At 61.6% G+C, this 24,770-nt stretch carries 21 protein-coding genes and 2 rRNA genes; 15 read left to right on the top strand and 8 right to left on the bottom strand.

What is annotated here, in order from left to right:
- The 12 genes from N430_RS21460 to N430_RS21405 all read left to right on the top strand — a co-directional run.
- Positions 1 to 99, top strand: a 23S ribosomal RNA gene (locus N430_RS21460); the annotation flags it as partial.
- 143 nt (positions 100 to 242) lie between these two features.
- Positions 243 to 358, top strand: a 5S ribosomal RNA gene (gene rrf / locus N430_RS21455).
- A gap of 299 nt (positions 359 to 657) precedes the next feature.
- Positions 658 to 2,301: an acetolactate synthase large subunit gene (locus tag N430_RS21450; RefSeq protein ID WP_110638849.1), complete on the top strand. Its 1,644-nt coding sequence runs from the start codon at positions 658 to 660 to the stop codon at positions 2,299 to 2,301.
- Positions 2,302 to 2,446: 145 nt separating this feature from the next.
- Entirely contained in the window at positions 2,447 to 4,381 is a 1,935-nt protein-coding gene (locus N430_RS21445) for an FAD-dependent oxidoreductase (RefSeq protein WP_110638848.1), read from the top strand.
- Positions 4,382 to 4,533: 152 nt separating this feature from the next.
- Positions 4,534 to 5,430 carry a nitrilase family protein gene (locus N430_RS21440; RefSeq protein WP_110638847.1) on the top strand — a complete coding sequence of 299 codons (897 nt, stop codon included), beginning with the start codon at positions 4,534 to 4,536 and terminating at the stop codon, positions 5,428 to 5,430.
- Positions 5,431 to 5,439: 9 nt separating this feature from the next.
- Positions 5,440 to 6,594 (top strand): hypothetical protein, encoded by a 1,155-nt coding sequence (locus tag N430_RS21435; protein ID WP_110638846.1) that lies wholly within the window; start codon positions 5,440 to 5,442, stop codon positions 6,592 to 6,594.
- Positions 6,591 to 7,580 (top strand): asparaginase, encoded by a 990-nt coding sequence (locus tag N430_RS21430; protein ID WP_110638845.1) that lies wholly within the window; start codon positions 6,591 to 6,593, stop codon positions 7,578 to 7,580. Before N430_RS21435 ends, N430_RS21430 begins: the two co-directional genes overlap by 4 nt.
- Positions 7,581 to 7,669: 89 nt before the next feature.
- Positions 7,670 to 8,224, top strand: coding sequence for a UPF0149 family protein (locus N430_RS21425; protein ID WP_110638844.1), 555 nt, complete (start codon positions 7,670 to 7,672; stop codon positions 8,222 to 8,224).
- 76 nt (positions 8,225 to 8,300) lie between these two features.
- Positions 8,301 to 8,972: a glutathione S-transferase gene (locus N430_RS21420; RefSeq protein ID WP_110638843.1), complete on the top strand. Its 672-nt coding sequence runs from the start codon at positions 8,301 to 8,303 to the stop codon at positions 8,970 to 8,972.
- A 28-nt stretch (positions 8,973 to 9,000) separates the two neighbouring features.
- Positions 9,001 to 11,013, top strand: a complete 2,013-nt coding sequence (locus N430_RS21415) for a pyridoxamine 5'-phosphate oxidase family protein (RefSeq protein WP_110638842.1) — start codon at positions 9,001 to 9,003, stop codon at positions 11,011 to 11,013.
- A gap of 103 nt (positions 11,014 to 11,116) precedes the next feature.
- Positions 11,117 to 12,013: a LysR family transcriptional regulator gene (locus tag N430_RS21410; protein ID WP_110638841.1), complete on the top strand. Its 897-nt coding sequence runs from the start codon at positions 11,117 to 11,119 to the stop codon at positions 12,011 to 12,013.
- A 196-nt stretch (positions 12,014 to 12,209) separates the two neighbouring features.
- Entirely contained in the window at positions 12,210 to 13,511 is a 1,302-nt protein-coding gene (locus tag N430_RS21405; RefSeq protein ID WP_110638840.1) for an MFS transporter, read from the top strand.
- Here the strand turns inward: N430_RS21405 and N430_RS21400 are convergent.
- From N430_RS21400 to N430_RS21360, 8 genes are all read right to left on the bottom strand, one after another.
- A complete protein-coding gene (locus tag N430_RS21400) occupies positions 13,486 to 14,355 on the bottom strand; it encodes an aldose 1-epimerase (protein ID WP_110638839.1) in 870 nt (289 codons plus the stop codon). The genes N430_RS21405 and N430_RS21400 overlap by 26 nt on opposite strands.
- Entirely contained in the window at positions 14,355 to 15,272 is a 918-nt protein-coding gene (locus tag N430_RS21395) for a DMT family transporter (protein ID WP_110638838.1), read from the bottom strand. The genes N430_RS21400 and N430_RS21395 overlap by 1 nt, the downstream gene beginning before the upstream one ends.
- Before the next feature lie 167 nt (positions 15,273 to 15,439).
- Positions 15,440 to 16,720: a TRAP transporter large permease gene (locus N430_RS21390; protein WP_110638837.1), complete on the bottom strand. Its 1,281-nt coding sequence runs from the start codon at positions 16,718 to 16,720 to the stop codon at positions 15,440 to 15,442.
- Positions 16,721 to 17,248 carry a TRAP transporter small permease gene (locus N430_RS21385; RefSeq protein WP_110638836.1) on the bottom strand — a complete coding sequence of 176 codons (528 nt, stop codon included), beginning with the start codon at positions 17,246 to 17,248 and terminating at the stop codon, positions 16,721 to 16,723.
- 67 nt (positions 17,249 to 17,315) lie between these two features.
- Positions 17,316 to 18,287 carry a TRAP transporter substrate-binding protein gene (locus N430_RS21380; protein ID WP_110638835.1) on the bottom strand — a complete coding sequence of 324 codons (972 nt, stop codon included), beginning with the start codon at positions 18,285 to 18,287 and terminating at the stop codon, positions 17,316 to 17,318.
- 74 nt (positions 18,288 to 18,361) lie between these two features.
- A complete protein-coding gene (locus N430_RS21375) occupies positions 18,362 to 19,237 on the bottom strand; it encodes an SMP-30/gluconolactonase/LRE family protein (protein ID WP_110638834.1) in 876 nt (291 codons plus the stop codon).
- 25 nt (positions 19,238 to 19,262) lie between these two features.
- Complete coding sequence (locus N430_RS21370) at positions 19,263 to 20,069, bottom strand: NAD(P)-dependent oxidoreductase (protein ID WP_110638833.1); 807 nt, start codon at positions 20,067 to 20,069, stop codon at positions 19,263 to 19,265.
- A gap of 201 nt (positions 20,070 to 20,270) precedes the next feature.
- On the bottom strand, positions 20,271 to 21,515 hold the full coding sequence (locus N430_RS21360; RefSeq protein WP_110638832.1) for an OprD family porin: 1,245 nt from the start codon (positions 21,513 to 21,515) through the stop codon (positions 20,271 to 20,273).
- Positions 21,516 to 21,852: 337 nt separating this feature from the next.
- On the opposite strand from N430_RS21360, the gene N430_RS21355 reads away from it, so the two are divergent.
- From N430_RS21355 to N430_RS21345, 3 genes are all read left to right on the top strand, one after another.
- On the top strand, positions 21,853 to 22,734 hold the full coding sequence (locus N430_RS21355; protein WP_110638831.1) for a hypothetical protein: 882 nt from the start codon (positions 21,853 to 21,855) through the stop codon (positions 22,732 to 22,734).
- Between the two features lie 314 nt (positions 22,735 to 23,048).
- Positions 23,049 to 23,366, top strand: a complete 318-nt coding sequence (locus N430_RS21350) for a helix-turn-helix domain-containing protein (RefSeq protein WP_110638830.1) — start codon at positions 23,049 to 23,051, stop codon at positions 23,364 to 23,366.
- Positions 23,359 to 24,618, top strand: a complete 1,260-nt coding sequence (locus N430_RS21345; protein ID WP_110638829.1) for a type II toxin-antitoxin system HipA family toxin — start codon at positions 23,359 to 23,361, stop codon at positions 24,616 to 24,618. Before N430_RS21350 ends, N430_RS21345 begins: the two co-directional genes overlap by 8 nt.
- The last annotated feature ends 152 nt before the right edge of the window (positions 24,619 to 24,770 follow it).

The raw sequence follows: 24,770 nt of genomic DNA, 5'->3' as shown, positions 1-24,770 counted from the left end.
CTAAAGGGCCGTCGAAGACTACGACGTTGATAGGTTGGGTGTGTAAGCGCTGTGAGGCGTTGAGCTAACCAATACTAATTGCCCGTGAGGCTTGACCATATAACACCCAAGCAATTTGCTGACGCAGATTGCGGTGGTGAAGATGATACGAACCGAAAGTTCGCAGCTCTAAAAAGAGAGCCACAAATTCACATATCCGGATTCGCTGGGCTGTCCATCTGGACATTCTGGCAACAGAATTTCTTGACGACCATAGAGCATTGGAACCACCTGATCCCATCCCGAACTCAGCAGTGAAACGATGCATCGCCGATGGTAGTGTGGGGTTTCCCCATGTGAGAGTAGGTCATCGTCAAGATTAATTTCGCAAAACCCCTATCTGCACATGCAGGTAGGGGTTTTGTCTTTCCAGTCTTCGGCCTTCCTGCAATGCGGCGCTTTGACGCTGCAGTCAAATGTCATTTGTCTGTATCCTCCTATCTGCACCGTCTGTACGGTGCGACAATATTTCTCGCAAATTAACGTGACTTGTTTGCGCTTAAGCTGCGTCAAGACTTAAGTTCGGGGCAATCCTGGCCCCCGAACCGAGCGATGCCAGCGTACCGTGCTGCGCATTTCTGGACTTCCACTGTCCGATCACTTGAGGTTACAAGCAAGATGGCCAAGGCCGCCGATGTCGTTGTGCAATGCCTGGAAAACGAAGGTGTCGAGTATGTGTTCGGCATTCCTGGTGAGGAAAACCTCGACCTGCTGGAATCCCTGCGCAAGTCGAAGATCAAGCTGGTACTGACCCGCCACGAGCAGTCCGCGGGCTTCATGGCTGCCACCTATGGCCGCCTGACCGGCAAGACCGGCGTGAGCCTGTCGACCCTGGGCCCTGGTGCAACCAACCTGGTGACCGCCAGTGCGTACGCCTACCTGGGCGGCATGCCGATGATGATGATCACCGGCCAGAAGCCGATCAAGAAGTCCAAGCAGGGCCGCTTCCAGATCATTGACGTGTGCGGCATGATGGACCCCATCACCAAGTACACCCACCAGTTCGCTTCGGCCGACAACATTCCGGCGCGCATGCGCGAAGCGTTCCGCCTGGCTGAAGAAGAAAAGCCGGGCGCCGTGCACCTGGAGCTGCCGGAAGACATCGCCGCCGAGCAGACCGACGCCCTGCCGATCCCGCGCAGCCTGCACCGTCGCCCGCTGGCCGAGCACGTGGCCATCGAAGCCGCTGTAGAAAAACTGAAGAAGGCGCGCAGCCCGATCCTGGTGATCGGCGCTGGCGCCAACCGCAAGATGACCGCCAAGGTCCTCAAGCAGCTGATCGACAAGACCGGTATCCCGTTCATCACCACCCAGATGGGTAAAGGTGTGGTCGACGAGCGCCACCCGCGCTTCCTGGGTAACGCTGCGCTGTCCTCCGGTGACTTCGTTCACCGCGCCATCGAAGCGGCTGACCTGATCATCAACATCGGCCACGACGTGATCGAGAAGCCACCGTTCTTCATGGTCCGTGGCGGCACCGAAGTCATTCACATCAGCTTCCGCTCCGCCGAAGTCGATGCCGTGTACTTCCCGCAGGTCGAAGTGATCGGCGACATCGCCAACGCCGTGTGGCAGATCAGCGAAGCGCTGAACGACACTGCGCACTGGGACTTCACCCGCCTCATGACCATCCGTGAAGCGAACGAAGCCCAGATCGCCGAAGGCGCCGACGACAACCGCTTCCCGGTCTACCCGCAGCGCCTGGTCGCCGACATCCGTCGTGCACTGCCATCCGAAGGCATCGTGGCCCTGGACAACGGCATCTACAAGATCTGGTTCGCCCGTAACTACAAGGCGCACAAGCCGAATACCGTGCTGCTCGACAACGCCCTGGCGACCATGGGTGCTGGCCTGCCATCGGCAATGGCTTCGCACCTGGTGTACCCGGATCGCCCGGTCATCTCGGTATGCGGCGACGGCGGTTTCATGATGAACAGCCAAGAGCTGGAAACTGCAGTTCGTCTGGGCATGCACATCACCGTGGTGATTCTGCGTGACGACGGCTACGGCATGATCCGCTGGAAGCAGGCCAACATGGGCTTCACCGATTTCGGCCTGGACTACGGCAACCCGGACTTCGTCAAATATGCCGAAGCCTACGGTGCCAATGGCCACCGTGTGGAAAGCGCCGAAGCCTTCCTGCTGCTGCTCGAGCACTGCATCAAGACCCCTGGCGTGCACGTGATCGACTGCCCGGTGGACTACAGCGAGAACGACCGCATCCTCAACAGCGAGCTGCGTGAGCGCGCGTTGGCGGTTTAAGCTCTAGCGCCCCTTTCGCGGGTAAGTCTGCTCCAACGCAAGCTGGAGCGGGCTTGCCCGCGAATGCTTTCTGGCAGTATCCATTTACCACTCTGTACTACGATCCACTGATCATGATCATGCTCCCTTTCCAGAGCACACGATCATGACAATCGGATCGACGTATAACCATCCCGCCGAACTGGCCATCGAACCAACTCACCCCATCAAGCCCTGGGCTGCCCGCTTTCCCAATCCGCCTGACCTGTGTTTCGACTACCGCCGCCTGGTTGAGCAGGAAGGAGGAATTGCCAGTGCCACACGCCATGAACATCGCATTTGCATAGTCGGTGCCGGCATCACCGGTTTGACTGCTGCGCGTGAGCTTTTTCGGTGTGGCTTCACCCATATCACGCTGATCGAGCAATCACAACGTGTGGGGGGCCGCCACCTGACGGTCGCGAACAAGGGGGCGGATTACAAAAGGCCCTCGACGCCCTTTGAAATGGGGGCCATGCGCATGCCGTTCTTCAATAGAAGCGGCGAGGCACCTAAGTCAGGGCGCTCGCTGATGGCTTACTACGCCGATCTGTTTGATCTGCATATCTCCGATTTTCCCAATCCAGGTACACCTTGGGTCAATGCCACGGGTATCTATTTGCGCGAAGGTCTGCTTGAGGGTGAGGGCGAGCCGAAGCTGTTGATCTGGCGCAATCCGGAAGGTGATGCGCCTCCCCCGAGCGCTTTGTTGCAGACGGTCCATGGCAAGTGGCGGCGTTTTGCCGAGCAGTTCGCCGAGCGTGTGGCAGCCGTATATGGCACTCAGGAATGGGAGGCGATATGGTCCGCCATTGTTGAGCGCTACCATCAGTTGTCGTTCCGCGATCTGGTCCATCTGCCCGTTCTGGAGACATTGGACCCTTTAGAGCCGGGTGATTTCGGTGGGCTGGGCATGACCCGCGAAGAGTCGGCGATTTTCTATACAATCGGCATTGGTGACGGCAGTTGGGGGGCTTTCTATGATGTCTGCTGCCTTTACCCGCTACGCACCGCCATCTTCGGTTTCAGCAGCCATTTGCAGCTTGTGCATGGCCGAGTCGACCATCTTGGCATACCGTTGGCCGCTCCTCACCTGGGCGCCGGCAACGTGCTGGATAGCAGGGGGCTGAAGTTTCAGGCGCCTGCCTACATCGGCCTCGCTGCCTTGGATGAGTGCTTGCTGTTCATGGAAATCGAAGCATCAGGATCATCACTGTATAGTCATTTGCAGACGCGAGATGATGGCCTTCTGACTGATAGCTCGGTGTGTGGGCTGTACAAGCAGTCTGATGGGCGGATCAGAGTGGAGTATCAGTGGCAGCACAGCCAGCCCAGTCAGGCTCAGTTGCTGAGCGAAGTCTTCGACAGTGTCATCCTCACGACGCCGTCATGGCTGATCGAAACCAATATCCGCCTTGACGGCTTCGGTCCCGAGGTCTTGCCACAAGCGGTTATCGATGCCTGGAAACACGCCCATTGGGAAACCAGCTGCAAGGTCTATGCACCGTTGCGCAAAAACTTCCTCGACCGTAACCCGCATCTGCCGCAGATACTCGTGACCGACAGCTTCGTGCACGATGTCTACGCCTATCGCTACAACGACAGTTACCCCGAGGACTGCATTTTGCTCAGTTATACCTGGGAGGATGATGCGACAAAACTGGCCTCGTTTTCAGATAACGAACTGGCCCAGAAGTGCATCAAGGAACTCGACCGGATCTTGTTGCGCTGCAGCAATATCGGAGAAGCCATTTCGCCTTATATCGATACCCGAAACATCCGCATACAACGTTGGATGACAGATCAAAATGCTTTGGGATGTGCGAAGTTGTACCGCGCGGGCACCTATTACGATGCTGTCAGCCTGATGAAGTACAACCGTGACCTGAGTAGCGCTTCCGGGCTCTATCTGGCCGGCGAGTCCTTCTCTGTAGATGCCGGCTGGACAGAGCCTTGTCTTCGCACGGCTATCGATGCGGTCATCAATCTCTGTAGTCACACGTCTGCGCATTTTCGTGACGGCTTCGAGCTTGCGCACTATCCGCACTATCACGTTCGGTAAGTGCTTGAAATCGAAGCGCATCCGTAGGATATCTCTTACATACTGATTTACCTTTTCCTTCAAGCCCCGTGGGAGTCTCCTGACTGTTGCTCCCCGGGCAACTCCCGTTCTACTGGCGTCCTTCCATAACAACCAAAACCAAGGAAGCCGCCATGCCTGCAGATTGCAAACCGGTAAGTCCCGTCCGTATCGCTGTCATCCAGTACGACCCTCAAGTGGGCCTGGAGTACACCGACGGCAACGTGAGCAAAGGGTTGGCGCTGGCCCAACGCGCTGTCAATGAGGGGGCCAATCTGATCGTGCTGCCTGAGTTGGCCAACACCGGATATACCTTCCACTCACGGGCCGAGGCTTACACGCATGCCGAGACCCTGGATGACGGCCCCAGCCTGCGGGCTTGGGAAACGTTCGCTCGGGAACAACAGGTCTACCTCGCAGCAGGCTTCGCCGAGCGGGACGGACTCAAACTCTATGACAGTGCCATGCTGTTTGGCCCTGAAGGCCGGCTCGGGCATTACCGCAAGGCGCACCTGTGGAATCAGGAAAAGCTCTGGTTCACTCCTGGTGATCTGGGCTTCCCGGTGTTCGAAACCCCGATTGGCCGCATCGGCCTGCTGATTTGTTGGGATATCTGGTTTCCGGAGGTGCCGCGGCTAATGGCCAGCCAAGGCGCCGATATCATCTGCAGCCTGAACAACTGGGTGTGGACACCGCCACCCTTGTTCGATGCAGCGGGACGCTGCATGGCGTCGTACCTGACCATGACCGCTGCCCACGTCAACAACCTCTATATCGCAGCGGCCAACCGTATCGGTCATGAGCGGGGCGGGTGCTTCCTTGGCTGTTCGCTGATAGCAGGCACCGATGGCTGGCCGATCGGCGAGGTCGCTGGTGCTGAAAATGAATGCATCGTCTACGCCGATGTCGATCTGAGTGCAGCGCGCTCGGCGCCAATCTGGAACAGTCTCAACGACTTGCCGCGCGATCGTCGTACCGATCTGTACGATGCCACGCTGGGCTATCGCCTGCATCCAGCGATACCGCGTTGAGGAGGGCGTATGGAAAAGACAATTCCTGTCGTTGGGCAGCGTATGCCTTTACTGACGTTACTTGTTCTGGTGACGTTGCTGGTAGCCAGCTTGGCGTTTGGCGAGTGGCCTGATTATGCAGCGTTGGCCGCTTCACTGGAGCAGCCCTTAAGCCGGCTGCGCTGGATCGTCGGAGATATCAGCGAAGTCGCCTTCTATAAACACGAACTGCCGGCGCTCGGCATGCTATTGGGCGCTTGCCTGGCCCATTGGGCCCATGTGCAGGGTTATCGTTGGCGGGGTTTCGCCATCTGCTACGGCAGTGGCCTGTGGCCTTGGTTGTTTACTAGCTCACTGCTCGGGCTGCTGCTCAGCCATGTCCTCTGGGGCTGGACACTCGCCAGTGGTACTTGGCAACCCACCTTCGTGGCTTTCGTCTCGCTACCTGCCGCCATGGTGCTGCTGTTCGGGGGAGGCTGGCGGGTCACCCTCAGCGGTGCGCTACTGGGCGCGGTGTTGGTCACGCCTGCGAGCCTCTTGTTGGTCAACTACGTGTGCTATCCATTGCAACTGCCGGTGGTGATTGGCAACGTGAGCGGCATGGCGCTGGCGAGCCTGTTGGCATTTGGCTTGTGCAAACGCTTTCCTGTGCTGGTGCGCGACGGCATGTGCCCTCGCACGCCTGAGTCCGCCACCGGCAAAACCGACTACGGCGCGGTGTGGGTGTTACGCCGGGTACTTGCTGATTTCAGCGAAGCGCCGTTCTTCGGCAATGAATTGGCCAGCCTCGGTCTACTGTTGGGGGCAGTCCTCGCCCATGCATTGGCACCTTCGGCCCCCGCCTATGGATCGCAGCTGTTGCTGCCGATGATCGCGGGTCAGGCATTGGCCTCGCTACTCGGCGTGCTGCTGTGGTTGCGCCAGTGGCGCGAGCGCGGTTGGTATCCGACCTATATTCCCATCGTGTCGATTGTGCCGGCTTCGGTACTGACGTTGGGCGCCAGCTGGCAAGTGGTGCTCGGCAGTGCCGCCTTGGGGGCGCTGTTCGCGCCACCACTGGCGGCAGCAATCAGCCAGCGCCTGCCGGGTTACATGCACGGATACATAGGCAATGTAGTGTCCATGGCCGTGTGTACAGCTGGCATCGTATCGGTACTGGGGCTGGTTATGGGGGCTGAGGCATGAACGACAAAGGTTGTTTGCCTCGTTTGTCGTTAGGCTGCCTGGGGGGAACGGTCAGCATGCAGGCGGGGTTGCCTGGTACCGGCGTGACACCGCAGTTGGGGGGGAACGCGTTGTTGGCTGGAGTACCGCAAGTAGCGGCGCTCGCCGAGATCAGCACCGTTACGCTTGGTCTGTTACCCAGCGCATCGCTGACTTGCCGGATCCTGCTCGACGTACTGGCTTGGGCGCGTGGTGAGGTGGAGCGCGGAGCACAGGCGGTGGTGCTGACTCAGGGGACGGACACACTTGAGGAGTCAGCCTATTTTTTCGATTTGCTATGGCCTTTCGATATACCGCTGGTCATGACCGGGGCCATGCGCTCGGCCAGTCAGCCGGGTCATGATGGGCCGGCCAACCTGATGGCTGCAGTGCAGGTGGCGCTGGCGGGCGAGAGCCATGGGCGTGGTGTGCTGGTGGTGCTCAATGATCAGATCCACCTTGCCGCCCATGTCCGCAAGACTGCCAGCCTGGCGATGGCTGCCTTCGAGTCGCCCGGCCGGGGCTTAGAGGGCAGCGTGGTGGAAGGGCAGGTGATCTATCGTGGCCCTCCGGCACCGCGCAAGGTTCTACCGCTGCCGAAGCATTGCGAGCAGCGTGTCGCCTTGCTCGAGGCTTGTCTGGATGCAGACAGCGCACTGCTGCAGGTCATCCCGTCGCTTGGCTACGAGGGCCTTGTCGTTGCAGGGTTCGGTGCGGGCCATGTGTCCATTGCCTGGTCTCAGGCACTGGCGCGGATTGCCCAGGACATGCCGGTGATCGTGGCGACGCGTACCGGCTATGGGCCGACTGCAAGGGCCACTTACGGCTTTGTCGGGGCGGAAATCGACCTGCAGAGCAAAGGTGTGCACATGGGTGGCCCACTCTGCCCGCGCAAGTGCCGAACACTGCTATGGCTCTTGATTGGCCTGGATAACCAGGCGGCACTGGCGGATTGGTTGGCACGCTAGGGAAAATGCCCGCCGCAGCGAGGCGGCGGGCTACCTTCGAGCAGTCCTGTGTTAGGGTGCACACATCTTTGCTTTCCAGGATGTTTCCCATGCTCCCTCCGCTCAGCGAGAAAGAACTCGCCCGCCTCGAAGACCTGCTGATCACCTACGGCAACGACTATTCGGTGCTCAACCTGGCCGAGCTCAACGGCTTTTTCACCGCCCTGGCCAGCTCCCCGGTCGACGTGCTGCCAGAGCAATGGCTGCCCACCGTCGCGGGTGGAAAGGTACCGAAGTTCAAGAAGCCCGCCCATGAGGAGGCCTACACCGCCTTGATGCTGCGCTATGCCTACCAGGTTGCCGAGCAACTGGCAGAGAACCTCGAAGGCTTCGAACCGCTGTTCGAAGAAAGCGAGGCCGAGGAAGGGACGGCGATCATCATGGAAGAGTGGTGCTTCGGCTACATGCGTGGCACGCAGGTAGCGGCTTGGGGCGAGTTGCCGCCCGAGCAGGATCAGCTGCTCAAGGCGATTTCACTGCATGGGCTGGAGGACAACTTCGAGCTGCTCGATGCCATGAGCTTCGATGAGTTGCAGGCTTGCGTGCCGCACGTGGTTGAGGCTGCGCGGGGCCTGTATCGCTATCAGAAGCAGTCGCGGCACTAATCACCCGATTATTTCGCCAGGCGAAATTATGGTTTGCTCCTTGCACTGATTCTGCTGCCCGCCGAATCAGCGCAGGATGGGCTCCACCTGGCACCACCCCGGTGCCAACCCTGGAGCCCAGCCCGTGATCACACTCTACAACTTCCCCAAGTCCGGCCACGCCCACCGCATCGAGCTGATGCTGTCGTTGCTGAAGCTGCCCACCGAACTGGTGTTCGTCGACCTGGCCAAAGGCGCGCACAAGCAGCCGGATTTCCTCGCCCTTAATCCGTTCGGCCAGGTGCCGGTGATCGATGACAACGGCACCGTGATCGCCGACTCCAACGCCATCCTCGTCTACCTGGCCAGCACCTACGACAAGGCGGGCAAGTGGCTCCCCCATGACCCGGTAAAGGCCGCCCGCGTGCAGCGTTGGTTGTCGGTTGCCGCCGGCCCTTTGGCCTTCGGCCCTGCAGCCGCCCGCCTGGTGACGGTGTTTGGCGCTTCGTTCGACACCGATGAAGTCATCGGCCGCGCGCACACCTTGCTCAAGGTGATGGATGCCGAGCTGGCCAAGTCGGCGTTCCTCGTCGGCAATGAGCCGACCATCGCCGATGTCGCGAACTACTCGTACATCGCCCACGCTCCCGAGGGCAATGTCTCGCTGGAACCTTACCCCAACGTGCGTGCCTGGCTGGCACGGATCGAAGCGTTGCCTGGCTTCGTCGCCATGCCACGCACTGCCGTTGGCCTGCAGACCACCATCTGAGGCGCCACCCTACGCGAGGAATGCCGCCATGGCGCAACTCCCCGATCATCGCACCTCGCCCTGGCATGTCGGCGAGAAGCGCCTGCAGGAGCATGCAGGTGTGTCGGAGCGCATGGACGTGTTCGGGCAGAAGGTCATTCGTGACTACATGCCCGACCAGCACCGCAGTTTCTACCAGCAATTGCCGTTTATCGTCGCCGGTGCTGTGGATCAGGGCGGCAAGCCTTGGGCGACGCTGCTCGAAGGCCCGGAAGGTTTCGTCAGCTCGCCCGACCCACGGCAATTGCGGATCGACACCCGCCTTGCCAGCGATGATCCGGCAACGCCTGGGCTGGCCGATGGCGGGGCGATCGGGCTGCTCGGTATCGAGCTGCATACGCGTCGACGCAACCGCATCAACGGGCTGATCGCTCAGGCTGCGGGTGGCGCGCTGGAGGTGCGGGTCGAGCAGTCCTTCGGCAATTGCCCGCAGTACATCCAGTTGCGTGACTACACCCGCGTCGATGAATCGGCGCAAGGGCGGATCGATGCGCAAGGGCTGGATGCAACGACCACCCGGATGATTGCCAACGCGGATACGTTTTTCGTCGCCAGTTACATCGATCACGCCGACGGGCAGCGTTCGGTGGACGTTTCGCACCGTGGCGGTCGCCCCGGCTTCGTCAGGGTCGAAGGCAACTGCCTGACTATTCCCGACTATGCCGGCAACCTGCATTTCAACACCCTCGGTAACCTGCTGGAGAACCCACAGGCCGGGTTGTTGTTCGTCGATTTCAGCAGCGGCGACGTACTGCAGGTGAGCGGGCGCACCGAGGTGATTCTCGACAGCCCGCTGATCACGGCGTTCGACGGCGCCGAGCGGCTGTGGACACTGGACATCGAGCAGGTGGTACTGCGCCGTGCGGCGGTTAGCCTGCGCTGGGCGTTTGAGGAATATGCGCCAACCAGCTTGATGACCGGCACTTGGGCCGAGGCAGAGCAGCGGCTTCAGCAGCGTGAGCGTCAGCGCCAGTGGCTGGCCTGGCGGGTGGCGCGCGTGGAGCAGGAGAGCCGCGATATCCGCTCGTTCTATTTCGCTGTGGATGAGGCGGTGGCATTCAAGCCTGGTCAGCACATTCCCGTGCGTATCCCGCTAGAGGCCGATGCACCGCTGATTCGCACCTACAGCCTGTCCTGCGCGCCGTCCGATGGCTACCTGCGCATCAGCGTCAAGGCGCAGGGCCCGGCGTCGCGCTATCTGCACGAGCGTGTCAGGGCAGGGGACAAGCTGGAGGTGCGCCTGCCCATGGGCAACTTCACCCTGGATAGCACCAGCGACAGGCCTGTGGTGCTGATGGGGGCGGGCGTGGGCATCACCCCGCTGATGGCCATGCTGCGCGAGTTGTTGGCGAGCGAGCCGGGGCGCCGCATCCATCTGTTCCACGGGGCACGCAGCCTGAGTGATCTGCCGTTCCAGCAGGAACTGGCCGAATTGCGTCAGCAAGCCGGTGCACGTTTGAGCGTGCATCGTTCATTGAGCCAGCCCGAGGCCGAAGCCGTACAAGGGCATGACTATGAACACGTCGGGCGCCTGGGTATCGAGCAGGTGAAGGCAACGCTGGCGCTGGATGACTACGACTTCTACCTGTGTGGCCCGGCCAGCTTCACCCAGGACATGTATGAGGGACTGCGCGGGGTGCATGTGCCGGATGGCCGCATTCATGCCGAGGCCTTCGGGCCATCGACGCTGCGCCGGCATGGCGATGACCACCGGCCCACGCTGCAACAGCCACCGGCTGCCAGCGAACCGGTACCGGTGTACTTTGCCAGCTCTGCCAAGGAGGCACGTTGGTCACCTGGTTCTGGCACCTTGCTGGAACTGGCTGAAGCGCGTGGGCTGTCGCCGGAGTTCAGCTGTCGAGGGGGCTCGTGTGGAACCTGCAAGACCAAGGTGGTGAGCGGGCAGGTGCATTACCCGAATCCTCCTGCCGAGATGCCCGAAAGTGGTACCGCCCTGATTTGTTGTGCTGTCCCGGCCCAGGCGCTGGTGCTGGAGTTATGAAGTTGCCTGTGCGGGCCTCTTCACGGCTGAAGCCGCGAAGAGGCCCGCACAGGCAACGCAAATAACCGATAATCCCCGCACCCCCCGATGCCCAGGAGCGCGCATGGATCAGATCCACCTGATGAAGGTGTTCGTCGCTGTCGGCGAGCTGGAAAGTTTCGCCGCTGCCGCCCGTCGCCTCGACATCTCGCCCGCCGCCGTCACCCGCGCCGTCAGCGCCCTTGAAGAACAGATCGGGGTCAAGCTGCTGTTGCGCACCACCCGCAGCGTGCGCCTGACCGAGGCGGGCGGCCGTTACCTGGAAGACACCCGGCACATCCTCGCCAGCATCCATGAAGCCAACGAAGCCGCCGCGGGGATCAACGCCACGCCCAAGGGTGAACTGGCGATCACCGCGCCAATCCTGTTCGGCAAGAAGTTCGTAATGCCTTGCATCGTGCGCTACCTGCAGCAATACCCCGAGGTCGATGTGTCGGCGTACTTCCTCGACCGTGTGGTGAACATGGTCGAGGAGGGCATGGACGTGGCCGTGCGCATCGGGCCGCTGCCCGACTCCGGCCTCAAGGCGCTGCGCGTGGGCCGGGTACGGCGGATGCTCTGTGCATCACCCGACTACCTCGCACGCATGGGCGAGCCGCAGCACCCGTCGGATTTGCCGGAACATGCAGTGATCGCCACCACCAACCTCTCACCGCGCGCCGGCTGGCGCTTCGGCCTGGCCGACGAGCCGACCCTGGTACGCATGAAGCCGCGGCTGACCGTCACCAGCAACGATGGCGCGATTGCTGCGGCAGTAGGCGGGTTGGGCATCGCCCGGCTGCTGTCGTACCAGGTGGTGGATGAACTGGCCAGCGGCCAGCTGCAGGTCATTCTCGCCGAGTATGAAGAGGCGCCCTGGCCGATCCATGTCTTGCACCGCGAGAGCAAGTACGGCTCGGCCAAGGTGCGGACGTTCATCGACATGCTGGCGCAGGACCTGCGAAATCGGCAATTGGATTGAGCACCGAGATCGTACAACTCAACTGGATTATCCATAGAGTTGAGCCGATACCACCCTTTTAGCGGGGCATGAATAATTATTGTTGTACGACGACCTATGACATGGCACTCTTCGCCTGAAACAATTTGTCTCATTTCGCCCTGCCGGCGCATGAGGCAGATCACCCGTCACTCTAAAAATAAGATTCAGGTGAACCATGAAGATCAAAGGCATCCGTTGGTGGATGGTCAGCCTTGTCACGGCCGGGCTCGTCGTCAACTACCTCGCCCGCAACACCCTCTCGGTGGCAGCCCCCACGCTGATGACCGACCTCTCCATCACCACCGAGCAATACGCCAAGATCGTTGCGACCTGGCAGATGTGCTACGCGCTCATGCAGCCGATCGCTGGCTGGCTCATCGATTTCATCGGCACCAAGCTGGGCTTTGCCGTGTTCGCCCTGGCCTGGTCGCTGGCCTGTGCGGGTGCCGCCCTGGCCAGCGGCTGGCAGAGCATGGCGTTCCTGCGCGGGTTGCTGGGCATGACCGAGGCCGCCGGCTTGCCAGCCGGGGTCAAGGCCACCACCGAGTGGTTCCCGGCCAAGGAACGCTCGGTCGCCATCGGCTGGTTCAACATCGGCTCGTCCTTGGGTGCACTGCTGGCGCCACCGCTGGTGGTGTGGGCGATCCTGCACAGTGGCTGGCAGCTGGCCTTCGTCATTGTCGGCGCGTCCGGTGTGCTGTGGACCTTGCTGTGGATGCTGCTGTACAAGCACCCGCGTGATCAGAAGCGCCTGAGCGACGATGAGCGTGACTACATCCTGTCTGGCCAGGAAGCCCACTTCAAAGCCGAGCAGCGCGAGAAGGGGGCCTGGAAGCGCATCTTCAAGACCCGCAACTTCTACGCCATCGCCTCGGCCCGTATTCTCTCCGAGCCGGCCTGGCAGACCTTCAACGCCTGGATTCCGCTGTACCTGATGACCGAGCGACACATGAACATCAAGGAAGTGGCGATGTTCGCCTGGCTGCCGTTCCTCGCTGCCGACATCGGCTGCGTACTCGGGGGTTACCTGAGCCCGATGTTCCATCGTTACTTCAAGGTGTCGCTGTTCACCTCGCGCAAGATGGTGCTGGTGTTCGGCGCCAGCTGCATGATCGGCCCGGCCTGCATCGGCCTGGTCGAAAGCCCGTACACGGCGATCCTGCTGCTGTGCATTGGCGGCTTTGCCCACCAGACCTTGTCGGGGGCGCTGTACTCGATCACCTCGGATTCCTTCAGCAAGGACCAGGTGGCGACTGCGACCGGCATGGGCGGGATGTGTGGTTACCTGGGGGCGGCGGTGTTTACCCTGGTGTTTGGCATCCTGGTCACGCAGATTGGCTACAGCCCGCTGTTCGTGGTGCTGGCGGCGTTCGATATCGTCGCGGCGGTGCTGGTGTGGAAGGTTGCACGCGAGGTGAATGGGGCTACAAGGCAGCCCCATTATCAGGTGGTCACAATGCCTGATACTGCATCCTGAATCCCAGGCTGGTTGCTTCGCCTTTCTGCAACAGTTTCAGCCCCGGTCGCCCCGGCAGGTGATGCGCGTTGATCGGGTGGCTCACCGGTTCAAAGCAGAAGAACGGCTGCTCATGGGGGCAGAACAACAGAAAGTGCTCGGCGCCGCTGGCGCTGCACACCAGCCGATACCCCGCGCCCGGCTGCTCGATCACGCAGTTGCCGGGCCATTCGCTGAAGGCATGGTCGACCAGCGTTGTCGGCAGTGTCCGTGCAGCGGTGAAGTTCCAGTGATCAGGTATCTCAGCTTGCCGTGACGGCAACGCGCCATTCTCCGCCAGCCACACGGTGCGCGCTTGTGCATGCAATCGCGTATCGGCATGGCGCGGGAAGTAGGGATGCAGCCCCAGCCCATACCAGGTGGGCGCCGAATCCAGATGCGTCACCTGCAGGTCCAGGTTCAGGCAGCCCTCATGCAGGTGCACATCCAGCGTTGCCCGGTAGGCGAACGGCATTGTGCTGTCGAGGCTCAGGCGGGCGTGGTGCTTGCTGTGCTGCTCCACCTGCCAGGGCTGCTGCCAGGCGCTGCCGTGGATCGGGTAGGGGTCATGCCCGGTGTTCGGTGCCAAGGCCAGCCAGCCATCAGGGCGCTGGAAACCGCCCTCGGCGATGCGGTTGGACCACGGCGCCAGCGGGTAGCAGCCCAGGCGCCGGGGGCTGCCGCTGGCCAGGGCGGCTTCGTCGGCGGGGCGCAGCAACGCTTGCCCAGTGGCGCTGGCTTGCCAGTTGACCAGGCTGGCACCCAGGTCGGGGGCGATGCTCAGGTGAGTAAGTCGGTCTTGCAGGTGCAGCAGGGGGACGCTCATCAAGGCCTCCGGTAGGTCAACAGGACGATGCCGCACACCACCACGGCACCGCCAATCAATTGCATGCCACTGAGTTGCTGGCCGAGCAACGCCCAGCCCAGCAGCAGGGTGGCGATGGGTTCGACGTTCATCACTGGCGCGTTCTGCGCCATGTTCAGCTTCGGCACGCAGACGAACAGCAAGGTGAAGGCCACGCCATACAACACCACCAGGCTGGCCAGCGCCATCCAGCCGCTGGCGCTGCCCGGCAACGACAAGCCGGCCGGCATCACACCGCTGATGCCGGCAACCAGCATGCTGGTGAACACGATCAGCAAGGTCAGCAGGCTGCGCACCGGGCCGCGTACGGCGGCCAGCTTGTGGTCGGTGATCCACAGGGCGCAGGCGAACACACAGGCGGCGCAGAACGCCAGGCTCACGCCGGTGGCCCAGTGCGGGTTGGCGTCGTGACTGCCGCTCAAGTGGCTCGGAACGTCCAGCGCCAGCACCAGGCCGCAGAGGATCAGGCCCATGAACAGCACCGTGCGCCCGGTCGGGCGGGTGCCGCCCAAGGCCCAGGTGAGCAGGGCCAGCAGCATCGGAAAGGTGTTGCCCACCAGCAGCGCCAGGGCCACCGGAATGCGTGCCACAGCCGAATACAGACACAGGCTCTGGGTCGCGATCAGCAGACCCAGCAGCAGCTGCCAGCGCCGTGTACCGGAAGGCAGGCCCAGTGGCTGGCGCTGCCACAGCACCAGGCTGGCAAGCACCAGGAAGGTGATGCCCGAGCGGCAGAGAATGGCCAGCAGCACGCCGGTGTCGTCGTCGAAGGCGATGCGGGCGGCGATGTGGTTGCCGGCGAACGAGCAGGCCAGCAGGGCCAGCAGGGCGATGGCCAGTTCGCGCGGGAAGAGGGTGGAGGTAGTAGCCAGAGCCATGTGCATGATCCGTTTGCAGGAAGAACTCGTTGCTATGTGGGAGCGGCCTTGTGTCGCGAAAGGGCCGCAAAGCGGCCCCAGGGTTTCAGCATCACGGCTGATATCGAGGGGATGCTTCGCAGCCCTTTCGCGACACTAGGCCGCTCCCACAGTGATCGCGTAGGCAGCTAAAGCACCACGCTCGGCAGCCACAGCGAGATGGCCGGAATGTAGGTCACTGCCATCAGTACCAGTAACAGCGCCACGTAGAACGGCAGCAGTGCCTTCACCGTGGCCTCGATGCTGACCTTGCCGATCGCCGAGCCGACGAACAGCACCGCCCCCACCGGCGGGGTGATCAGCCCGATCCCCAGGTTGACCAGCATGATCATGCCGAAGTGCACCGGGTCCACGCCGATACCGGTAATCACCGGCAACAGGATCGGCGTGAGGATCAGGATCAGCGGCGCCATGTCCATTACCGTGCCCAGCAGCAGGAGCATGAAGTTGATGCACATCAGGATCACGTAGCGGTTGTCCGACAGGGTCAGGAACGCCGTGGTGATCTTCGACGGGATCTGCATCAGGGTCATCACGTAGCCGAAGCTGGCGGCGAAGCCGATCAGGATCATCACGATCGAGATGGTCCGCACCGTACGGTGCATCAGCTTGGGCAGGTCGCGCCACTTGTAGTCGCGGTAGATGAACATGGTCACGAAGAACGACCACACCACCGCCACAGCCGCCGATTCGGTCGCGGTGAACACGCCCGACAGAATGCCGCCGAGGATGATCACCATGGCCATCAGGCCCCACAGCGCTTCACCGGCGATCTTCAGCGCCTCGCGCAGCGGGATCACCTCGCCCTTGGGGTAGTTGCGCTTCTTGGCGAAGATCAGGCACAGGCCCATCATCACCGCGCTCAGCAGCAGCCCGGGCATCACCCCGGCCATGAACAGCGAAGCGATCGACACCGTGCCACCCGCTGCCAGCGAGTACAGCACCGAGTTGTGGCTGGGCGGGGTCAGCAGCGCCTGCACCGAGCCACTGACGGTCACGGCGGTGGAGAACTCACGGGGGTAGCCCTTGCGCTCCATTTCCGGGATCAGCACCGAGCCCACCGATGCGGTGTCGGCCACCGACGAACCGGAGATCGCGCCGAAGAAGGTCGACGCGGTGATGTTCACCAGCGACAGGCCGCCGCGCACGAAGCCCACCAGTACCCCGGCAAATGCCACCAGGCGCCGGGACATGCCGCCCTCGGCCATGATCGCGCCGGCCAGCACGAAGAACGGAATGGCCAGCAGCGAGAACTTGTTAACCCCACTGGCCACCTGGATCATCATCGCCTGCAGCGGGATGTCGATGTACCAGGCGCCGATCAGTGCCGACAGGCCCAGGGCGTAGGCCACCGGCATGCCCAGCAGGATCAGCGCGACGAAACTGCCCAACAGAATGAACGCATCCATTTACGCCGCCCCCTCGTTCTCTTCCACCAGGTCAAACCGCACCACCTTGCGCTGGCTCTGGTCGCCCAGCAGGAGTTTCTCCAGCACGAAGACCAGCGTCAGCACGCCACCGACCGGGATCGGCGCATAGCTCATGCCCACCCGCACGCTGGGCAGCGAGGCCATGTACTGGTTCCAGGTGGTGACGCACAGCTTGAAGCCGTAGCAGGTCATGAAGATGCAGACGCCCACCATCAACAGTTGCGTGAACACCGCCACCAGCCGACGCAGCGGCTCTGGCAGCCGGTCGGTGACCATCGCCACCGCCATGTGCGCACCGGCGCGGTAGCTGGCGGCGGCGCCGATGAAGGTGAACAGCACCATCAGCAGGATCGACACCGGCTCCGGCCAGCTGGAACCGGTACCCAGCACGTAACGGGCAAAGATGCCCCAGGGGATGATCAGCGTCATTGCCAGGATCGACAGGCCGGCGACCCAGATGCAGGCGCGGTACAGCGTGTCGTTGACGCTCAGGAAAAGCATTTTCATAGGCATCACCAAAGCGGCAGGGCGACGGGCGTCGCACTGCCGAAGTCATCTTGGAAAGGGGCCGGTGTTACTGGACCGCGTCGATACGCTTCATCAGGTCGGCATACTGCGCACCGTACTTCTCGCGCACCGGAGCGGTGGCGTCGTAGAACGGCTTGGTGTCGACGGCGATGAACTCGACGCCGGCGGCCTTGAGCTTCTCTTCGCTGGCGGCGGACTTGGCGTCCCACAGCACGCGCTCTTCCATCTGCGCCTCGCGGGCGAGCTTCTTCACCAGCACCTGTTGCTCAGGCGTGAGCTTGTTCCAGGTGGTCTTGGACATCACCACCGGCTCCGGCAGGATCAGGTGGTTGGTCAGGGTGAAGTATTTGGCGCTCTGGTAGTGGTTGTGTTCCAGCAGGGTCGGCGGGTTGTTCTCGGCGCCATCGATCACCCCGGTCTGCAGGGCGCTGAAGATCTCGCCAGTGTCCATGGCAATGCCATTGCCGCCCATGGCGTTCATCATGTCGATGAACAGCGGGTTGCCCTGCACGCGGATCTTCATGCCCTTGAGGTCGGCGAGGCTGCGCACCGGCTTCTTGGTGTAGAGGCTGCGCGAGCCGCCATCCATCCACGCCAGCGCCACCAGGTTGAATTCGGAGTTGGTGATCTTGTCGAGGATCTCCTGGCCGATCTCGCCGTCGATGACCTTGCGCATGTGCTCATGGTCGCGGAACACGAATGGCATGTTGAACACGTTCACGTCCGGTACCACCGGGCCGACGATGCCGAGGCTGACGCGGGTCATCTGCACGGCGCCGATCTGAGCCTGCTCGATCACTTCCTTCTCCGAGCCGAGCACGCCGCCGGGGAACATCTTGAAGGTGATTTCGCCATTACTGGCCTGTTCGAGCTTCTTGCCCATGTTCTGTTCGGCGACCACGGTCGGGTAGCCGGCCGGGTGGATCTCGGCGAACTTGATGTCGAGTGCCGAGGCCGGCATCGACAGGCTGAAAGCGAACGGGAGTACGGCAAGAAGCAGCTTGCGTTTGAAGGTCATGGTGAAACTCCGTGGTTTTTATTATCTGGTTTCGCGCGTGAGTGTTGGGTGCTGCGGTGGTGCGTGAGTCGTGGTCAGCCGCGCCAGGCCGGTTCCTCCAGGCCTTGGACGCCGGGGCGCAGGGCGAACACGCCACCGGCCAGGGGCTGGTCGCTGAGGTCGCTGCCTGCAGGGCGGATCGAAGTGACGAACAAGGTGTCGAGATTGGCGCCGCCGAAGGCGCACATCGCCGGCTTCTTCACCGGCACGCTGAGCGAGCGGTCGAGGCGACCGTCGGGGGTGAAACGGTGGATCTGCCCGGCGTCGTTGCCGCAGATCCAGTAGCAGCCGTCAGCGTCGATGGCGGCGCCGTCGGGGCGGCCGGGGAAGGCGCGCATGTCGACAAACAGCCGCTGGTTGTAGGGGGTGCCGCTGTCGATGTCGTAATCGAAAGTCCAGATCTTCTGCACGTTGGGGTGCGAGTCGGACAGGTACATGCGCGTGCCATCCGGGCTGAAGGCCAGGCCGTTGGGCACGATCATGTCCTTGAGCTGCTGATGCAGTTGGCCTTCGCCATCGACCCGGTACAGCGCGCCGACGTGGGCGCCTTGCTGCATGTCCATGAACATGCTGCCGGCCCAGAAGCGGCCCTGGCGGTCGCAACGGCCATCGTTGAAGCGCATGCCGTGTTGAGGGTGTTCGACTGCGGCGAACAGGCGGCTGTCGAGGCTGCCGTCGGCTTGGGCCTGCAGCTGGAAGATGCCGCTTTCCATGCCGGCGACCCAACCCTGCTCGGTACGGGCAATGCAGGCGAGCATCTCGTCACCCTGCCAGACCTGATGGGCGCCGTCCTGCCAGCGGTGCAGCTGGCGGGCCGGGATGTCGACCCAGTACAGGGCCTGTTCGCTGGAGTGCCACACCGGGCTTTCACCGGTGCCGTTGCGGGCGTCGACGATCAGTTCGCAGTGCATGCTGGAGCCTCCTGGCAGGGCAGTGTCAGCTAAATGGGCCGGCAGCGACGAAGGCGCCACCCTGGTAGACCATGCTCGGGTCGTCGGCGGCAGGCGCAGGTTTGGCCTCTACCGCGGCGCGGAACACTTCCGAAGTGTCCTTGGGCTGGTAGCCCAGGTGCGCGGCATGGCGGTTGTCCCACCACACGGTACGGTTGTCGGAAGCGCCGTAGACCACGGTGTGGCCGACATCAGCGGTGAACAGGCCGCGCTCGATCAGCTGGGTGAGGTCGTCGTAGCTCAGCCAGGTACTGAGCATGCGTGGGTTCTGCGGCTCGTCGAACGAGGAGCCGATACGGATGCTGACGGTCTCGATGCCGTAGCGGTCGAAGTAGAAGCTGGCGACATCCTCGCCATAGCACTTGGACAAGCCGTAGTAGCTGTCGGGCCGGCGCAGGGCATGGGCGTCAATGGCCTGGTCCTGGCGGTAGAAGCCGATCACGTGGTTGGAGCTGGCGAAGATGATGCGCTTGACCCCGTGCTTGCGTGCGGCTTCGTAGATGTGGAACACGCCGCAGATATTGGGGCCGAGGATGTCTTCGAAAGAATGCTCGGTGGACACGCCACCGAAGTGGACGATGGCGTCGACGCCTTCGACCAGGGCATGGACCGCAGCCTTGTCGGCCAGGTCGCAAGGGATGACTTCTTCATGGGGGCCGGTGGCGGGGGCCATCGGCGCGATGTCGGAAAGGCGCAGGACTTCGGCGCAGCCGTTGAGGCGTTGGCGAAGCACCTTGCCCAGGCCGCCTGCGGCTCCGGTGAGCAGCAGGCGCTTGAAGGGGGTGGTGGTCATGGCGGCTCTACTTTTGATTGTTGTAAGTTGTCGTATGACTTTGCTGATTATCGGCAGCGGTTTCCGGGGTTGTCAATGTTGCTCTTTTTAAAAGCTGGCGCGATCCCTGTGGGAGCGGGCATGCCCGCGAACACCGGCAAAGCCGGTGCCATTCACCGCGCCGCCTGTTTCGCGGGCATGCCCGCTCCCACAAGGTCCGCGTTACAGTAACGACAGGGGATAGTTGAAGATCAACCGGTTCTCATCGAACTCGTTGTTGCTGTAGTCGCGGCGAATGGTGGAGTTGCGCCATTTCACGCTCAGATCCTTGAACGGCCCGCTCTGGATCACATAGGCCAGTTCCGACTCGCGCACCCACTCCTTGCCATCGGTTACCGCCCCGCTGTGCACATCACGACCACTGATATAGCGGTTCATCAGGGTCAGCCCCGGCACCCCGAGCGTCACGAAGTTGAAGTCATGGCGCACCTGCCACGAGCGCTCTTCGGCATTGTCGAAACTGGAGTTGTAGCTGTCGTTGGCCAGGGTCCCGCCGCTGGTGCCGTTGACCCGCATCCAGGTATCGCCATCGACCTTCTGCAGCCCGACCCAGAAGGTGTTGCCGCCGTACTTGGCCGAGAACATGCCCGAGTAGGTCTTGTTGTCCAGCTTGCCGGCGCGCTCCGAGCCGTCCTCGCCACCGTGGAAGTAGCCCAGGTTGGCGCCGAGGGTCCAGTCGCCCAGCGGTTGGCTGTGGCTCAGTTGCAGGTACTGCTGCTCGTAGACATCCTTGAGCACCGCGTTCCACAGCCCGACCAGGGTGCGGTCCTGGTTGAACTTGTATTCGCCACCGACAAAGTTGAAGCGGTCCGAGACGCCGCTGCGGTAGCTCATGTCTTCCATGCTTGCGTCGTTGCGCGGGCTGTTACCGCGGAACTGGCCGCCATACAGGGTCAGCCCGGCAATTTCGTTGGAAGTCACCTGGCCGCCGCGGAAGGTCTGTGGCAGCGAGCGGCCATCGTCAGAGCGCAGGATCGGCAGCACCGGCATCCATTCGCCGATCTTCAGTTCGGTCTTGGAGATACGCGCCTTGCCCGCCACCGCCAGGCGGCCGTAGTCGTCCGCCGGCTTGCCATCGTCATGGCGCGGCAGCAGCGCCGTGCCATAGGTGCCGCCACCGCCATCGAGTTTTACCGACCACAGCCCCAGCACATCCGCGCCAAAGCCCACCGGCCCCTCGGTGAAGCCGGAACGGGCATCGAGAATGAAGCTCTGGGTCCACTCTTCAGCCTTGCTCTGCGGGTTGCTCGGGTTGGTGAAATTGCGATTGATGTAGAAGTTGCGCAGGCCCAGCACGGCCTTGCTGTCATCGACGAAGCCCTGGGCGAGGCTGGTGCCTGGCATGCCGCCTAGCAGGCTGGCGCCCAGTAGCGCAAAGGGGAGGGTTGTCTGGCAGATTTTCGACATGGGATGGGTCCGCTGATGTTGTTTTTGTTATGTGTTGTCGTACAACTGCGGCGTTTTTTATCAAGCGGAAAATCAACTGTCAACGCTTGGCGGTGCAATAAATTCGCGCCGTCAAGTGAATAATCAGCGGCAAGGGCTCTAGTTCAAGGACTTGGATGAATTAAAAGTCATACTATGACAGCGAGCATATTGATGGGGTTGCGACCGCGTCAGTCGCAGCATCTTTGCGGTATTCGACTGGGCGGCATTGCGATCACCGCTGAACAAATTGCAACAAGGCATGTCTCACGGCCAGCAGAGACATGACGTTTCATTCCACAAGCAAGGAGGCTCTACCATGCAACCTACCCCAGCCACGTCCACCGGCAAGCTGCTCGGCAGCTATGGCTACGGCAAGGCACTGATCATCAGCCTGATTACCCTCGGCATCATCTGCGTAGGTCTGGCGGCTTTCGTCGGCTATCTCAGCACCATTGTCTCGCCAGACGGCGGCCCGGTGACTATCGATAACCGTCGCGGTACCGTCGTGAACTTCAGCAGTACGCTGCAGCTGTTCTATTTCACCATCGGCTTGCTGCTGTTTCTGGGCGTGTGCATGCTGGGCATGGCCTGGTGGCAGAAGAAACTGCGTGTTGCACGCTATGAGGTATACGAAAAGGGCATCTGCCAGATCATCGGCAGCGAGCATGATTACGTGCCGTTCAGCGAGATCAACGACCTGTACCTGTTCGCCTCGGGGCAGACGGCAGCCGCTGGCCTGATCAACAACCTGGCGTATCGCCGCAACGACAGCGAAGCATTCCGCCGCGTCAATGCCCATCTCAAGGACTTGTACGGTTTCATCGAGCTGGTGCGTGACCTGCACCTGAACGAACGGCTGCCGCAGGCCATGGCCACGCTGGAGCAGGGCGGTGCCGTGCAGTTCAATTACATTGGCACGGGCCAGGTATGGAGCAAGCGCGTCAGCGGCAACTTCCTCAACGTCACCTGCAAACCCATCCTGGTCACCCGCGATGCTCTTGAGGTCGAAGGCAGCAAGGTGTCCATGGCCAGCCTGCGCAGCATCGACCTCAGCGCCTGGACCGAACTGGTGGTGATCAGGGATGAGAGCGGCAAGACCGTACTGTCCACTGCCGCAAACGGCATCATGAGCTTCGACGTGTTCCTCAATACCCTGCACAACCTGCTCGAAGCAGAGCCGGCCCGGGTCACCGCCTGAAGCCCTGGCACTATCCACTTTGGGAGCGGCCTTGCGCCGCGAAAGGGGGGCGCGGCGCGCCCCCTGTCATCATTTAGTCTTCGAGTACGTTGCCTCCCCCTGGCAACCTTGTGCCATGGCCAACTGCCGTATTGCATCCCGGTAGCGCGCCGCCACGCACAGGTCAGATGAGCGAATGTCATTAATTCCCGTTTTTCAATTCTTAAATCCGTTTTTTTAGGTTAATACATGTTTTAAAGGAGTTATGTGCGCTGATTCTTGCTGGTGAGTCTATAATTCTTCAACTGCTTCGCGCTTGGGGAGTTACGTTTGCCATGCTGGATTTAAGCCTCAGTAAACCTTCAGAGATCGTCAAACGATTGTGCGAGCGCCTGCGCAGCGAGCGGTTGTCCCAACAGCTGACGCAAGCTGAGGTGGCGGGGCGAGCAGGTATTGGCATCAGTACAGTCTCAAGTCTTGAGGCCGGGCGTAATGTCGGCTTCGAGAACCTTGTGCGGGTTGCGATGGTGCTCGGGCGTGGCAAGGAGCTGGAGAACCTGTTTCAGCCCAAGCTGGACAGCCTTGAAGACGTGCGCCGTTATGAAGAGAGCGCGAAGCGTCAACGCATCAAGAGGAGACAGGACAATGCCTGAGCAGGTGCGTGTCTACTACGAAGGCTGGGGAGAGCGCTGGCTGTGGGGGACGCTGGCGTCCACTGCTGTGGCTGGGAGTCGCCCGCAAATCGTCTTCGAGTACAGCAATGAAGCTCGGCGGCGCGGGTTTGAGCTGTCGTCCTATACCCTGCCTTTGCGCGGCGAAAACCTGCGCAAGGGTTTCGCTGCTCATCAGTCTTTTCTTCCAAGCCCCGTCTACGATGCGCTGCCGGACGGCTGGGGCATGTTGCTGATGGATCGTTTGTTCAAGTGCCGCGGCCTCAATGCCGCGCGCATTGGTCCGCTGGAGCGGTTGGCGTACATCGGTGACAGCGCCATGGGTGCCATGTCGTTCGAACCGGTCGCAACTGAAGGGCTGGAACCACCGCAACACATCCCCCTTGAAATGCTGGCGGCCGAAGTTCAGGAAGTGCTCAAAGGGGAGGGGGGCGAATTTCTGCAGAGGCTGCTTCTGGTGGGTGGCTCTCCTCAAGGTGCACGGCCCAAGGCTTTGGTTTATCGCGACCCGCTGAGCGGCTCTTTCACCACTGTCGCCAAGCCAGGTCTGGAAGCCTGGCTAATCAAGTTTCCTGCCAAGGAAGAGCACCCGGAAGTCTGCGCGATAGAAATGGTGTACGCCGAATGCTTGCGCTTGTGTGGCATCGCAACGCCGGACACCCAGCATTTCAGCTTGCCCAACGGGCAGGCGGCATTTGCCAGCAGACGCTTCGACCGTCAGGGTGACCTGCGTGTGCCGATGCAAAGCCTTGCCGCATTCACCGGCGCGGATTTCAGATCGCCTGGCGCGCTGGATTATGTCAATTTCCTGCGTGCCACCCACATGTGTACCAATGATTTGCGGGAGAAGGCCCGAGCCTTCGAGCGCGCCGTGTTCAACGTGGCATTCAACAATCGCGATGACCATCCGAAGAACTTCGCTTACCTCATGTCACGTACCGGCGCGTGGACACTGGCACCTGCCTACGACGTGACGTTCTGCGAAGGCCCCGGGGGCTATCACCAGATGGATGTGATGGGGGAGGCTTTGGATATTGGACGCCAGGGGATGCTTGCACTGGCACGAGAGGCGGACATTCCGGAGGTGGCGGCGAGTGAGCTTATCGACCGTATTTGCGCAGTCGCCCGCCAGTTCACAGAGCGAGCGCAGATGAGCTATCCGCGATTGATCACTCAAGACACCCTGCAAACGGTTCAGCGCCGTATTGATGAAAACGTTGCGTTGCTCAGCTGATTAGCAGAGGCGGGAATGGCTGTGCAAGGTTGACGTTTGACGGGTGAACTCGCTTTGGCGACGTTTGCAGAGGGTTGGTATGTTCTGCAATCAAACCTATACTGAACCCGGCCTCGCCCACGACCACTTAGACTGGCAAGTCCAGTCCCGGC

The sequence above is a fragment of the Pseudomonas sp. CC120222-01a genome, from assembly GCF_003097235.1.
GTDB lineage: Bacteria > Pseudomonadota > Gammaproteobacteria > Pseudomonadales > Pseudomonadaceae > Aquipseudomonas.
This window is presented reverse-complemented; position numbering and strand designations above follow the sequence as displayed.